Genomic DNA, 14331 nt, shown 5'->3' on the forward strand with positions numbered 1-14331 from the left:
TCGCAACAAACCCAATAAAAAGAACCCCGAGGAGAGCTGCATGAGCCTTGCGAAATACGTAGCACGGGAACCCGAAGCTCATGGGGTGATTGATTACCCCAGCGCCGAGCATGAGGTATGGAACACGCTGATCACCCGGCAAATGAAAGTGATTGAAGGCCGTGCGTGCCAGGAATACCTCGACGGCATAGAGCAACTGGCGCTTCCACATGATCGCATTCCGCAACTGGCGGAAATCAACAGCGTTCTGGGCGCAACCACTGGCTGGCAAGTGGCGCGAGTCCCGGCATTGATTCCGTTCCAGACCTTTTTCGAGCTGCTGGCCAACAAGCAGTTTCCGGTGGCGACGTTCATTCGCAGCCAGGAAGAACTGGACTATCTGCAAGAGCCGGACATTTTTCACGAAATCTTCGGCCACTGCCCGCTGCTGACCAATCCCTGGTTCGCCGAATTCACCCATACGTACGGCAAGCTCGGCCTCAGCGCCAGCAAGGAACAGCGTGTGTATCTGGCGCGCCTGTACTGGATGACCATTGAATTCGGGCTGGTCGATACGCCGCAAGGTCGGAAAATCTATGGGGGAGGCATTCTTTCCTCTCCCAAAGAAGCGGTTTACAGCCTGTCGAGTACGCCGGAACATCAAGCGTTCGATCCTCTGGAAGCCATGCGCACGCCTTACCGTATCGATATCCTGCAACCCTTGTATTTTGTGTTGCCGGACTTGAAGCGCCTGTTCGACCTGGCCCAGGAAGACATCATGGGGATGGTCGAGCAAGCTATGCAGCTGGGTCTGCACGCACCGAAATTCCCGCCCCGCCCTTCATCCAGCTCTTCATCCAAGCCCCCCCAAGTGGCCTGAACAGGAAACCTATTGATGACCAATCTCTCCCAAGCCAGCTGCGAAGCCTGCAGCGCCAACGCCCCGCAAGTCAGCGAAGCCGAACTGCCTGATCTGTTGAAGCAGATCCCGGACTGGAACATCGAAGTCCGCGACGGTGTGATGCAGCTGGAAAAAATCTATCTGTTCAAGAATTTCAAATTTGCGCTGGCATTTACCAATGCTGTGGGTGGGATAGCCGAAGCAGAAGGTCATCACCCGGGTCTGCTGACCGAGTGGGGCAAAGTCACCGTGACCTGGTGGAGCCACTCCATCAAAGGCCTGCACCGCAACGACTTCATCATGGCGGCGCGCACGGATGAGGTGGCGAAAAGCGCTGAGGGGCGTAAATAATCTTCCCTCGTAGGACCGGCTTCAGCCGGGAGGGCACTATCATTGACGACGCGTTTGCATCGTATGTGCAGGCCTCCTCCCGGCTAAAGCCGGTCCTACGACGCTCGCCAGCAATGCACTCCATGCGTCATGACACGGGACAATAAAACCCGGTTTTTGTTTCCGTACATGACCAACGGTCAAGATAAAAATCTGTTTGTCATTATCTCTGCTGTATCCTGCCCAAGCTTTTTAGAAGCACTGGTTCTGCCCAGCAACTAAAAAACTTGTGCAAGGAGCATCGAACATGCATGAAATTCCAAACTTTCCCCCTGGCCAGAAAGAGCCTGAGCAATCGACACTGGCTCAACTGGAACTCGGTCAACCGGTCGACATGAAAGCCGGTGTACAGGCCGAACAAGGCCAGCAAGCCTCCAGCGAAGACTGAGGGTGATTTTTCAGACGTATCGGAAACCAGCCTCGCTGTGTTTTCATACGTCTGATTGCCGATGACCACAGGCTGCACATGAAAGACTTCAACGAAGCACAAGCCAATACCCTGATCGGCACCGCCGAACTCATGATCAAAATCTGGGCACAGCTGAGCCCGGAGAAGAAACAAGCCCTGCTCGACCGCTTCGGCAATCAGGAAAACGCCCTCGCCGCGCTGGTGACGACCCAACTGGTCGCGCCTGAACAGCCTCAATAAGGCTCTGCCCCTTCCTGGCCGAATACCCTCGCTGTAATTTTTTTTGACCAGACCTCCAGCCCAACGCTCGTTCGCCGCTATCATTGAGCACTTGTTTGCCTGCCAGGGTTCGACCTGACCTGCAGCACCCGTTAGATTTCCCCCGCCGCAACAGTGGACCGCTTACCCATGCCTGATACACCCCGCAGTGATTCCCAACGCCCCATGGCAGTCACGCTGCAAGTCGTCTCCATCGTCATGTTCACTTTCATCGGCTACCTGAACGTCGGTATCCCGTTGGCGGTACTGCCGGGATACGTCCACACCGATCTGGGGTTTGGCGCAGTGACTGCGGGGCTGGTGATCAGCGTGCAGTATCTGGCTACCCTGCTAAGCCGCCCGTATGCCGGACGCATCATCGATAACCTCGGTCCCAAAAAAGCCGTGCTGTTCGGTCTGGCCGGTTGCGGCCTCAGTGGCGTGTTCATGCTGCTGTCGAGCTGGTTGCAGGCGTGGCCCATGGTCAGCCTGATCAGCCTGTTCTTCGGCCGACTGGTGCTGGGCAGTGCCGAGAGTCTGGTGGGTTCCGGATCGATAGGCTGGGGCATTGGCCGCGTTGGCTCGCAGAACACCGCCAAAGTGATTTCCTGGAATGGCATCGCGAGTTACGGTGCGCTGGCCATCGGCGCGCCGCTGGGGGTGATGCTGGTCAGCACGCTGGGGCTTTGGAGCATGGGCGTGAGCATCATTCTGCTCGCCCTGCTCGGGCTGAAACTGGGCTGGAGCAAAGAAGCCGTGCCAATCGTCCATGGCGAGCGCATGCCGTTCATTCACGTGCTGGGCAAAGTATTTCCCCACGGCATGGGTCTGGCGCTGGGGTCTATCGGATTCGGCACCATCGCTACGTTCATCACGCTGTATTACAACAGCCATAACTGGCCGAACGCCGTGCTGTGTCTGAGTCTGTTCGGCGCGTCATTCATCGGGGCGCGGCTGTTGTTCGGCAACATGATCAACCGGATTGGCGGCTTCAAAGTGGCAATCGGTTGCCTGAGTGTTGAAAGCCTTGGCTTGCTGCTGTTGTGGATGGCGCCGTCCCCGGAGCTGGCATTGGCAGGCGCGGCGTTGACTGGCTTTGGCTTTTCGCTGGTATTCCCGGCCCTGGGTGTAGAAGCCGTAAATCTGGTGCCCGCCTCGAGCAGAGGCGCAGCGGTAGGCGCTTATTCCCTGTTCATTGACTTGTCGCTGGGGATCACCGGTCCTGTGGCCGGAGCGGTGGCGGCAGGCTTTGGCTTTGCCTCGATCTTCCTGTTTGCAGCGCTGGCCTCTATCAGCGGTCTGGCCCTGAGCGTCTGGCTATACAAGCAAGCGAAAGCAGCGCGCCAACAGAGCGCTTGATCAGAAATCCACTTTGCCGCGACCCGCCTTGATCGAGCCACGCTTGGTCTTGGATTCCAGACGGCGGGTCTTTGAACCCAGCGTCGGCTTGGTCGGCCGACGCTTCTTCTCGACCTTGGCCGCGTTGACGATCAGTTCGGCCAACCGCTCAAGCGCATCGGCGCGGTTCTGTTCCTGAGTGCGGTACTGCTGGGCCTTGAGCACAAGCACGCCTTCACTGGTGATCCGGCTGTCGCGCAACGCCAGCAACCGCTCTTTGTAGAAAGGCGGCAGCGATGAAGCGTTGATGTCGAAACGCAGGTGCACCGCACTGGAAACCTTATTGACGTTCTGCCCACCCGCGCCTTGGGCACGGATGGCAGTCAATTCGATTTCGGCATCGGGAAGGTGCACGTTGTTGGAGATTACCAGCATGAGGGGTCCCTTGTTGGAGCGAGGCTCGCCCGCGAATCAGTCGACACGATCTCGCATACACACACCGCGTTATCGTTCTTCGCGGGCAAGCCTCGCTCCAACAGGCGCATACCCTAAGAGCGCATCCCGCGCCCACTGACCAGCAACCGCGCGCAGCCGATATACAGCACGATGGTCGCGATCACCATGAACGCCATGGCAATGCTGATGCGGATGTCGGAGACACCCAGGATGCCGTAACGGAAAGCGTTGACCATGTGCAGAACCGGGTTGGCCAGCGACACGGTTTGCCAGAACGGTGGCAGCAGGCTGATGGAGTAGAACACGCCCCCCAAATAAGTCAGCGGGGTCAGCACGAACGTCGGGATGATAGAGATATCGTCGAAGTTGCGCGCAAATACAGCGTTGATGAAGCCCAATAGCGAGAAGATCGTCGCTGTCAGCAACACCACCACAATGGTCACACCCAGATGGTGAACCTGCAGATCAGTGAAGAACATCGACAGCAGTGTCACGATAAAGCCCACCGCCAGACCGCGCAGCACACCGCCCAGCACGTAGCCGATCAATATGGTGTGAGGCGAGACCGGGGAAACCATCAGTTCTTCCACCGAACGCTGGAACTTGGCACCAAAGAAACTCGACACCACGTTGCCATACGAGTTGGTGATCACCGACATCATGATTAAACCCGGCACGATGTATTGCATGTAGGTGAAGCCGCCCATGTCGCCAATCTGTCGGCCGATCAGGTTGCCGAAGATCACGAAATACAAAACCATGGTGATCGCTGGCGGCAGCAAGGTTTGCGGCCAGATGCGCATGAAACGACGTATTTCGCGATAGACAATAGTGTTCAGGGCAACCAGATTGGGGCGCAGCTCGGAAGTCGTTTCGTTGCTCATACCGCCACCTTCGCCAGATTTTTTTCCACCAGTGACACGAACAACTCCTCAAGGCGATTGGTTTTGTTGCGCAGGCTCAGCACTTCAATATTCTGCGCCGCCAACTGGCTGAACAGTGCGGTGATGCCAACGTTCTTGTCGACTTGCACTTCCAGGGTATGACTGTCGATCAGCGTGCATGGATAACCCATCAGCTGTGGCGCGACATGGTGTTCGTGCTTGAGATCCAGCAGAAAGGTTTCCACGGTCATCTTGTTGAGCAATTGCTTCATGCCCGTGTTTTCCACGATCACCCCATGGTCGATGATGCCGATGTTGCGACACAACTGCTCGGCCTCTTCCAGGTAGTGCGTGGTCAGAATGATGGTGGTGCCCTGTTCGTTCAGCTCGGTGAGGAACGACCACATGGAGCGACGCAGCTCGATATCAACCCCGGCCGTTGGCTCATCAAGGATCAGCAGACGTGGCTGGTGAATCAGCGCCCGGGCGATCATCAGACGTCGCTTCATGCCGCCGGACAGCGAACGCGAAGGCACGTCGCGCTTATCCCACAGCCCTAGCTGGGTCAGGTATTGCTCGGCGCGTTCCTTGGCGATCTTCATCGGGATGCCGTAGTAACCGGCCTGGGTCACGACGATATCAAAGGCTTTTTCAAACTGGTTGAAGTTGAATTCCTGAGGCACCACGCCGATACAGCGCTTCAGCGCAGCGGGCTGGCGGTCAAGATCATGGCCAAAGATATTCACCGTCCCGCTGGTTTTGTTGACCAGCGTCGAGATGATGCCGATGGTGGTGGATTTGCCGGCGCCGTTCGGGCCGAGCAAAGCAAAAAAATCACCTTCAGCGACGTCCAGATCGATACCACTCAGGGCCTGGAAACCGTTGCCGTAGGTTTTGGTTAGCTGCCGGATGGATAGAGCAGAACTCATGTCGGAAAAATTACCAGTGAAGAAATAGGGGATGTAGATGAGGGCTGACACACATGATTACAACTCCAGCCAGCACCGCAATGGTGCTTGGCCGGGCCGTTCAAGTACAGCGCGATCTATTGATAGTACCTATCGACGCGGCTCATCTAACTCGGTCAGGTGAGCGCGGTCATGACCGCCGCCTGATAAGCAGGCCGGGCTTTAAGCCGCTCATACCAGCTTTCGAGGTGCGGCATGGCAGGTCGTTCAATCGGCATTTCGAACCAGGCATAAATAAAGCTGCCCAGCGGGATGTCGCCCATGCCGAATTCGGCACCGGATAGATAAGGCTGTTTCTGAAGCGCTTCATCGACAACGATCAACAGGCTCTGCAGGGTTTTGATCGCGCCGTTGATCTGCACCCAGTCCTGCTGCTCGGCCGGGGTGCGTAATACGCCCCAGAACACATCGCGAAAAGGACCGGCAAAGGTCGAGGTGGTCCAGTCCATCCACTTGTCTGCGGTTGCGCGTTGCTGAACATCGGAGGGATACAGCGCTGAGTCAGGCGCATGACGGGCCGCCAGATAACGCACGATGGCGTTGGATTCCCACAACACAAAATCGCCATCTTCGATCATCGGAATACGCCCGTTGGGGTTCTTCGCTCGATATTCAGCGCCATCCACCAGCCCGAACGCCCCGCCTGCATCCAGCGCCTCGTATTGCAAGCCCAGCTCTTCAGCAATCCAGAGTGCCTTGCGCACATTGGAAGAGTTTTTCCGACCCCAGATTTTAAGCATTGTTTTCTCCTTGAAGATGGGCGACAGGATAGGCCATTTACAGCGAAACGCGATGGTCCTGTGCGATCGTGTGGGAGCGCGAAAAATCCTCCTCGATGTATCCCGGAATTGCGTGCTGCCTTGTCGTCTGGATGCGGCCCAGACCAACCCGCGCTCCCGTAGGACCGGCTTTAGCCGGGAGGGCTGCCTTTCCAGCGACGAATATCGGGCGAATCCCCCGACGCCCTCCCGGCTAAAGCCGGTCCTACGGGTGTATTTCAGTTGGAGACCATATTCGGACGTGAAACTCCCTCCCCCCGCCAGGGTCACTATCCATGCACCCGCTCGGGCGACCTTCTTGACGAAACACGCCCCGGCTCATGATAGTGGCTTCTCGCTGCTGTCATCACGGAGGATTACTTATGCTGTTGTTGTGGATTGTGGTTCTGGTCGTAGGCATCGCCTGGCTGGCGCACCGCCGCGTTGCACCTATGCCTGCGCTGGGCGTGGTGGCTGCTTACCTGCTGGCGATGGGCATCATCAGCCATGCGCCGACCTGGTTGATGGTGATCTTCTGGACCCTGCTGCTGGCCGTGGCATTGCCGCTGGCGCTGCCGGACCTGCGACGCAAACATTTCACTGCGCCGATGTTCACCTGGTTCAAGAAAGTGTTGCCGCCCATGTCGGAAACCGAGCGCGATGCCATCGACGCGGGCACGGTCTGGTGGGATGGCGAGCTGTTCAGCGGCCGTCCTGACTGGGACTTGCTGCTCAGTTATCCGAAGGTCCAACTGACCGACGAAGAACAAGCCTTCATCGACGGCCCGACCGAAGAGCTGTGCGCGATGGTCACCGATTGGGAAATCGGCCAGGCCATGGACCTGCCGCCCCGCGCCTGGGAACACATCAAACAACACGGTTTCTTCGCCCTGATCATCCCTAAAGAGTTCGGCGGCAAAGGCTTCTCGGCCTACGCCCACTCACAAGTAGCGATGAAACTGGCCACCCGCAGTGGCGACCTGGCCTCGACGGTCATGGTCCCCAACTCACTCGGTCCTGCCGAACTGTTGCTGCATTACGGCACCGACGAGCAACGCAATCACTACCTGCCGCGTCTGGCACGCGGCGATGACATTCCGTGTTTCGCACTGACGGGTCCGCTGGCAGGCTCCGACGCAGGCGCCATGCCGGACACCGGCATTATCTGCAAAGGCCAATGGCAGGGCGAAGAAGTGATCGGTCTGCGCCTGAATTGGGAAAAGCGCTACATCACCCTCGGCCCCGTCGCCACCCTACTCGGCCTGGCGTTCAAGGCCTACGACCCGGAGCACTTGCTGGGCGAAGAAGTCGATCTGGGCATCAGCCTGGCACTGATCCCGACTGAAACACCGGGCGTTGAAATCGGCCGTCGCCACCTGCCGCTAGGCGCCGCGTTCATGAACGGCCCCAACTCTGGCAAGGACGTATTTATCCCGCTGGAGTACCTGATCGGTGGTCAGGAAATGCTCGGCAAAGGCTGGATGATGTTGATGAACTGCCTGTCGGTGGGACGCTCCATCTCCTTGCCAGCTGTGGGCACCGGCGCTGCCAAGTTCACCAGTCTGGTCACAGGCCAATACGCCCAGGTACGTGAGCAGTTCAACGTACCGCTGTCGGCCTTCGAAGGTATTCAGGAATCCCTGGCGCGGATCGGCGGCAACGCCTGGCTGATGGACAGCGCCCGCATGCTCACCGCTAACGCTGTGGACCTTGGCGAAAAACCGTCAGTGCTCTCAGCAATCCTCAAATACCACCTGACCGAACGCGGCCGCGAATGCATCACCCACGCCATGGACGTACATGGGGGCAAGGGCATCATCATGGGCCCAAATAACTATCTGGGCCGCAACTGGCAAGGTGCGCCGATCTTCATCACCGTTGAAGGCGCAAACATCCTGTCGCGCAACCTGATGATCTTTGGCCAGGGCGCGATTCGCTGCCATCCGTTTGTGCTCAAGGAAATGGCCTTGGCCGGTCGCGCAGACCATGACCAGGCACTGCTCGAGTTCGACAGCCTGCTGCTCAAGCACATCGGTTTTGCCGTGAGCAACGCCGCCAGCACGTTCATCCTCAACCTGGGCTTTGGCCACTTCGAGAAGGCTCCGGGGGACAGCCTGAGTCAGGGCTACTACCGCGCGCTGAATCGCCAGGCCGCGGCCTTCGCCATGCTGGCCGACCTGAGCATGATGTTGCTCGGCGGCGAACTGAAGCGTCGCGAGCGTCTGTCTGCGCGACTAGGCGATGTATTGAGCCACCTGTATCTGGCGTCGGCAGCCCTCAAGCGCTACCACGACCTGAACTACCCTGAACATCTGCAACCGGTGTTCAGCTGGGCAATGGAAGAAGCACTGGGTGAGTCCGAACGCGCACTGGACGAGCTGCTGAGCAACTTCCCGAACCGTGTGCTGGGCGCTCTGTTGCGCGTTGTTGTGTTTCCGTTCGGACGTCGCCACAAAGGCCCGTCCGATGCGCTGGATGCACAGGTTGCCGCTGTACTGGGCCGCGCCAATGGAGATCCGACCCTGGAAGAATTGCTGGCGGGCTGCTACCGCCCGCAATCGCCGGACGACGCTGTTGGCGCCCTGCAACATGCCAGCGATCTGTTGAACGCCGCGAAACCACTGCACAAAAAGCTGCATGTGGCTTTCAAGGGCGGCCAGTTCAAACCGGCCGCAGGCGAGCACGTGATCGACGCAGCGCTCAACGCCAGTGTGCTTCAACCGGCCGAGGCCGAGACGCTGCGGGCAGCCGAGGCGGCACGACGCAAAGTCATCGACGTGGATGATTTTGCCAAGGAAGAGCTGACTCTGAGCGAAGGTAAAATTCGCTAACGACTGGCGGAACTGTTCAGTTCAACCCCACAGCAGGCGCGCAGAGCTTTATACTCTCGCGCCTGTTTTTTTGTCTTTGAGGATTGCCCCATGGCCGACGCCAATCTCGACCACCAACTGAACCTGCTGGCGCACCTGCGCAGCATCCTGGTCGCACTGGGCGAGGCCGAGCAGGTTCCCGAAGAAAGCCATGCGTTGTTCATGGAGCGCTTCGACGAGCTGCTGACCCTGCTGCCGCAAGACCCTATCGAAAGCCAGTATCTGGGCCAGGACATTCTGTGTCAGGTGATCCAGCGCTACCCGCAAATCGCCCATCTGGTGCCACGCGACCTGCTGTGGTTCTTCGCCGGTGACTGCCTGCACTTCATGCCTGACGAAGAAATCGAGCTGTACCAATCGCTGGAAGAGCGTCGCTACGAAGCCGAGCAGAACGACGAGCCGTTTGACTGGAACATGGAAAAGCAACTGCTGGCCATGCCTTCTCAGGGCAGTAAGCACTGATCGTGATTCACAATCGCCAGACATCGATCCCCCTGACGCCACGCACTCAACCGTGCTGACGTCTGAATCGATCTGACTGGTACTGGGCGTATTGCTGACTGCCGCTGCGCTGCGCTGGCACGGGAGGGGTTCGTCGTCGCTGGCGGTCGAGCAAGCGGAAGTAAAGCGCCTCGTGATCCGGTTGCGGGTGGTTGGAACTGCGCAGCCTTTCCAGTGTGCTATGGCCTGGACTCGCAGGCCCCTTGATCAGCTCGATAGCGTCCGCCGCCGGAATTCCGTCGAGGATTTTATTGAACGCAACGGTGACCTGCAGATCGCCAGCAAAGATGACACGAGAGGCTGCAAGGGCATTTCCCTGTTCCGGTGCAAGCACCTTGCGTAACGAAGCCGGGCTCAGGTTCAGTGCTGCAATACCTTCAAAGTAACCTGCAAGCATGGCATTGCAGACGGCGATGGATGTTGCTGTCCAGCCACCATCAGGGGGCACGCAAATGTCCGGGATGATATTGGGCTGGTCCTGCTCGGGGTTGCCAAGCAGTTTGACCACCTCACGCGAGCGCAGGCCACTGCTTGCCAACGCATCGAGGTAGGCCTTGATGCAGGCAGGTTCTTCATACCTGGCCGCGCCCTGCAGGCAAGTGTCGCCCTCAGAGTCCTTGCCTTGCAGCAGCCGGTATTTCTCCTGCGTATCGAGCAAATCACATTTGCTGACGCGCGCGATGAAGGCCGAAATCATGTCGGCATGGCCGAAAGAAGCAGCATCCGCCATCGCGGTCTGGCCATTTGCAGTGGTGGCGCCAAGCAGTCTCGCCAGCCTTCCTTTACCAGGCTGCAGGGTTTCCAACTGATCAAAAAGAAGATGGAAATCTTCGGCGTTCTGATTCTCCATCGCCACAGTCAGATTATTATCGTTAGGGTCGCCACGGATAACATCGAAAAAATCGGCGTCGTTCAAACGAGCAGTCTCTAGTAACGCAAGGTAATCGGCGACGAAACCAGGGTTCCGGGACGGCAAATGCAGGGAATACCCCAGAGGTTTGCGATGTTTTTCAATACTGGGCGCCAGCAATTTTCTGGCACTTGAACTGGGTACTTTCAACTTCGCCATGCCGGTTACAAAAACCCGCAAACTCAAGCGCTGATTTTCATGGTTCAAGTCTTTCGGATCGACACCTTGCGCAAAATCTCTGAGCCGTTTTTTAGGTGCGCTTAGATAAGGCGTGGCCTTGCTGCCAACCAGCCCCTTGCGCTTCATGTAGTCGCACAGCCCCAAAAACGCTTGCAGAGAACTGACTGCCCAAAGCGTATTGAGCAGTGACCTGTCAGCCTCCATGGGCAATCTGGAACCCTTGCGGAAGTACTTCATGTCGTCTGCGGGATGCCCAACATCCCTGCTGACGGCTTGTATGAACGGATAACGGCCTTGTTCAAAGTAAGCACTGTTGTCGGGAAAGGCTTTATCAAAGGTGATATCCGCGACGCTCTGATCCGGATAACGCTCAAGCCGACGGTGAACGTTGGAATCGTTGGGGTCGTAAAAAGCCAGGGTAATGCGACCCCCTTTATTTTGAATATGTATGGGCAAATCATGGTTATGGGTGCGCAGCATGATTCGCGCTTCAGGAAGCCGTTTGTCGACCACCTGACGGAACGTGTCGTCCAGCCAGCGTCCAAACTTGTCCGGAATAAGGAGTGGGTTGTTACGCCCGACGATGAGCTCCAACGCGTCTGTTCCAGAGTCAGCGCGTGCATGGGGGTTGCTGGGGTGATCGTAGAACGCCTGCAAGTGGGCTTTGGATTTGGCCGCCCGGTCCAGGAAATCCTTGCCACCGCGCATGTCGGCAGGCTCGTCACCAAACAGATAGTTGAAAGCGAGATGACGACATACCGCCAGTGGCCGAGTGACTTCCATATTCAAATCAACAATGGGGCCACGTTTACTGGAGAGATAGACTTCATCCTTGCCGGGTTTGATCGGGTCCTGCCTGTTACGAGGCTGAGGCCTTGATCCGCTGGCCTTCGGACGACGCGTCCTGGAAGAAGAGGTCTCCGGCTGGCGTGTATGGCTACTACTCTCAGGGCGCGGCCTTACAACTGGGCGAAGGGGCAAACCAAGAAAATGATTTAAGGGCATGGGGATGAAATCCTCTGAATGGCATTCCCCTCTGTGGTGATTCCAGCCTGCCCGGTTCCTTGCCGTGACGGACACACTGCCACAACGCCAGGGAACTGGATAAGCACACGGGCCACTCAGGTAGACACCGTTCTGCTGAGTACACCTCATGATCAATATTTCTCATCCATCCCTGACATCGGTCGCCTTGAAAGTCGGTAAACCGGACAAGCCCTCAGTGTCGGCCAATCTTCACGTAGCCGATAACATTTCCATGGGCGCGAAGATGCACTTTCCCGGCCCATGGCTGGATAAGAAACGGGCATCACTCAGCCCTTTGCAGCAAAAAATGTTCGACGTGGCCTTGAAGGTATTGAGCGGCGAAGAACGCCCAAAGTCCGTCCGGGCCTCTGAAACTGGTCGCGAGATCGAGCTGGATCGGCCAGCCCATGGTGCAACCACTCTCAGTATCGGATTGGAAAAACCCATGTCCGAGGTGCTGGACTATCTGGGCATGAGTGACGGCAAAGGTAGAGCCCTGCTGACGTTGGGCACGAAGATGGCAAATGCCGTATCCCCTCCGCCTACCCCTCCACAGCCTGAAAGCCCTGCGAAGTCCACGCACAAGGACTTTCTGAAGAGCGGAAACCTGAGCGCTACGATTCTGGGAAACTTGCTAAATAAAACCTCGAGTCACGGTCGGCAAAACACCGGGGTGAATAACGCCATGAACCAGCCACAACAAAGCTCTGCCACAGCGCAGCGGCTACCAACTCGTGCGCCCCTTGAAGATGCCAGTGCCAATGTCTACTCAGACGTCGATACCCAGGGTCCGCGAGTTGAAGCACCGCAGCCCCCTGCGACGAAGGGGACTGGCGCGAGCGGCCGAAAGCCTTCGACAGAACAGTCGAAAGCCAGCGCCACTCAAACAGGGCAGCCAGATCGATAGCGATATCAGTCTTTTTAACCTATCCATCCTGCCTGGATTTAAACCAGAAGCATCGCCAGGTCTCGCGTCAAAGGAACCGTATTTCGGCCTGAAACCACTCAAAGGTTCAAGAACCCACCCAGGTCCCTGTCCGTGATATTTAATACTTCTGCCATTCTCCCCCGCCCGGGCCAGACCACGGCGAGCGTGAATGCCCCGACTACTGGCAACGCTAGCCCGGACCAGTTTCTTGCAGGGAAACATCGGGATATGGTCGCGCAATTCAAAAACCCCAGCTCTTTGCGCAAAACCCATGATAACCATGCCATTGATGAGCGTGGACACCTGCCCTTGAGTCAACTGCGCGATTATCTAATCAGGCAAGGTGCACTGGACACAAAGGGGAAATCTGCTGAACACAAAGCCGCGTTGGGAGCGCTTAACGAGACGATCACGACGGCGTACCAGAAGAGCGCGACGTTCCGCAGGCTTTTCAACCATAGCTGGGCTACACGCCTGCGTACTCCGTCGGAGCGCTGCCTGGTTGAGATCGAGGGCGATCTAACGAACACTCAAGAGTCTGTCCTGCGGTTACCCGATGTACTCACCCGCGGCCCAAGACCGAAATATCCCGCAGCGCATGGCCCGGAGAGAGCTTCCCAGGAGCGAATCCTGCTCGGTCAGGTGGTCAGCCAACTCACTCAGCTACCCGAGCAAGAGCCGGGGCACCCCCGCGGGCCCAATCCGGAATATGTGAACATCATTCTCAAAGAAATGGGCAAGCGCGACCCTGCACAGATTGCCCTGCCCAACCAACCGGCAGTCATCAAAAATTCAGCTCAGGACGTCAGCGCTAAAACCTCGCTCAACCGTTTGATGCTGAACATCGACTCAGGGCCCAGCCGCTCGACGACTGGAAAGACTTTCAAGGACAGTGTCAGAACACACTTGAATGCTTTCGCCGGCAGGCATCTGGAACTCATCGCCCAACGCCCCAATCGGCGTCAGCTCACAGCACTGGTGCGCGAGGAAACCCAGGCGAGCAAACAACTACCGGAAATATTGATGCGCCTGTTTGGCCAGGTCCGTGGGGATGAAAAACCTATGGCACTGCTGGAAAAGATCGCTGCGCAAAATCACAGACAACAGCTATTTGCCTACCGGATCGATAAGCAACGCAGCCCTTTGGAAATGATCAACAGCCGCGACGGCGACTGCACATCATTTGCCAGATTGTTTTCGCTGCTAGGCGAAGCAGCGGGAATAACAGGGCTGGAACTGTTCAGCATGGACGGCGAGATGCATGTGCAGCTATCTTCGCAAAGCCCGGAAATAGCCGGGGCGAAGCCTGGCGCAGCGCTAATGATGGCTCGCCATACCATCCTGCAACGCGGCGAAGGCGAACAACGCGAATACTTCGACCCGGTGTTCGGGCAACAAGTGAACCCGGCCTGGTACGGCATAGACCAGAACCGCTACCTGATGCGTACCTGACCGAAAGCGCCGACACCCTGGCTACGCAGCCTGCAGCGCCTCGGTAGTCTGAATCTCATCCAGGGATTCCATCGTTGGACCGGTAAGCCGCTGGCAACGCTGCTTGAAAATCACGCTCAGTGG

General features: G+C 57.5%; 14 protein-coding genes. 9 read left to right on the top strand and 5 right to left on the bottom strand.

From position 1 onward, the window contains the following. Positions 1 to 40 precede the first annotated feature (40 nt). From phhA to AO242_RS01610, 5 genes are all read left to right on the top strand, one after another. Positions 41 to 859, top strand: coding sequence for a phenylalanine 4-monooxygenase (gene phhA / locus AO242_RS01595; RefSeq protein ID WP_099267401.1), 819 nt, complete (start codon positions 41 to 43; stop codon positions 857 to 859). Positions 860 to 874: 15 nt separating this feature from the next. Further along, positions 875 to 1231 carry a 4a-hydroxytetrahydrobiopterin dehydratase gene (locus tag AO242_RS01600; protein ID WP_099267402.1) on the top strand — a complete coding sequence of 119 codons (357 nt, stop codon included), beginning with the start codon at positions 875 to 877 and terminating at the stop codon, positions 1229 to 1231. A gap of 286 nt (positions 1232 to 1517) precedes the next feature. Beyond that, entirely contained in the window at positions 1518 to 1658 is a 141-nt protein-coding gene (locus AO242_RS29355; protein ID WP_164706047.1) for a hypothetical protein, read from the top strand. 78 nt (positions 1659 to 1736) lie between these two features. After that, entirely contained in the window at positions 1737 to 1919 is a 183-nt protein-coding gene (locus AO242_RS01605) for a hypothetical protein (RefSeq protein ID WP_027898125.1), read from the top strand. Positions 1920 to 2087: 168 nt separating this feature from the next. Then, positions 2088 to 3296: an MFS transporter gene (locus AO242_RS01610; protein WP_099267403.1), complete on the top strand. Its 1209-nt coding sequence runs from the start codon at positions 2088 to 2090 to the stop codon at positions 3294 to 3296. Here the strand turns inward: AO242_RS01610 and arfB are convergent, their stop codons facing one another. The 4 genes from arfB to AO242_RS01630 form a co-directional block, all read right to left on the bottom strand. Further along, positions 3297 to 3710: an alternative ribosome rescue aminoacyl-tRNA hydrolase ArfB gene (arfB, locus tag AO242_RS01615; RefSeq protein WP_099267404.1), complete on the bottom strand. Its 414-nt coding sequence runs from the start codon at positions 3708 to 3710 to the stop codon at positions 3297 to 3299. A 113-nt stretch (positions 3711 to 3823) separates the two neighbouring features. Beyond that, the gene (locus tag AO242_RS01620) at positions 3824 to 4615 is read right to left on the bottom strand and encodes an ABC transporter permease (RefSeq protein ID WP_027897900.1); all 792 of its coding nucleotides are present in this window, start codon (positions 4613 to 4615) and stop codon (positions 3824 to 3826) included. Continuing rightward, positions 4612 to 5544 (bottom strand): ABC transporter ATP-binding protein, encoded by a 933-nt coding sequence (locus AO242_RS01625; RefSeq protein WP_027897901.1) that lies wholly within the window; start codon positions 5542 to 5544, stop codon positions 4612 to 4614. The genes AO242_RS01620 and AO242_RS01625 overlap by 4 nt, the downstream gene beginning before the upstream one ends. 155 nt (positions 5545 to 5699) lie before the next feature. Beyond that, positions 5700 to 6323 carry a glutathione S-transferase family protein gene (locus AO242_RS01630; RefSeq protein ID WP_099267405.1) on the bottom strand — a complete coding sequence of 208 codons (624 nt, stop codon included), beginning with the start codon at positions 6321 to 6323 and terminating at the stop codon, positions 5700 to 5702. Positions 6324 to 6724: 401 nt separating this feature from the next. Between AO242_RS01630 and AO242_RS01635 the strand changes: the two genes are divergently transcribed. Next, complete coding sequence (locus AO242_RS01635; protein ID WP_099267406.1) at positions 6725 to 9172, top strand: acyl-CoA dehydrogenase; 2448 nt, start codon at positions 6725 to 6727, stop codon at positions 9170 to 9172. A 90-nt stretch (positions 9173 to 9262) separates the two neighbouring features. Continuing rightward, entirely contained in the window at positions 9263 to 9673 is a 411-nt protein-coding gene (locus AO242_RS01640) for a PA2817 family protein (RefSeq protein WP_095094636.1), read from the top strand. A 46-nt stretch (positions 9674 to 9719) separates the two neighbouring features. Here AO242_RS01640 and AO242_RS01645 read toward each other — a convergent pair whose 3' ends face one another. Next, positions 9720 to 11882: a hypothetical protein gene (locus AO242_RS01645; protein WP_176560552.1), complete on the bottom strand. Its 2163-nt coding sequence runs from the start codon at positions 11880 to 11882 to the stop codon at positions 9720 to 9722. Positions 11883 to 11955: 73 nt separating this feature from the next. On the opposite strand from AO242_RS01645, the gene AO242_RS01650 reads away from it, so the two are divergent. Both AO242_RS01650 and AO242_RS01655 read left to right on the top strand, forming a co-directional pair. Then, positions 11956 to 12735, top strand: coding sequence for a hypothetical protein (locus AO242_RS01650; protein ID WP_099267408.1), 780 nt, complete (start codon positions 11956 to 11958; stop codon positions 12733 to 12735). A 249-nt stretch (positions 12736 to 12984) separates the two neighbouring features. Continuing rightward, positions 12985 to 14208, top strand: a complete 1224-nt coding sequence (locus AO242_RS01655; RefSeq protein ID WP_099267409.1) for a PipA/GogA/GtgA family type III secretion system effector — start codon at positions 12985 to 12987, stop codon at positions 14206 to 14208. Positions 14209 to 14331 lie beyond the last annotated feature (123 nt).

Origin of the sequence: Pseudomonas sp. ICMP 561, from assembly GCF_002699985.1 — a bacterium.
In the GTDB taxonomy this organism is placed as follows: Bacteria; Pseudomonadota; Gammaproteobacteria; order Pseudomonadales; family Pseudomonadaceae; genus Aquipseudomonas; species Aquipseudomonas quasicaspiana.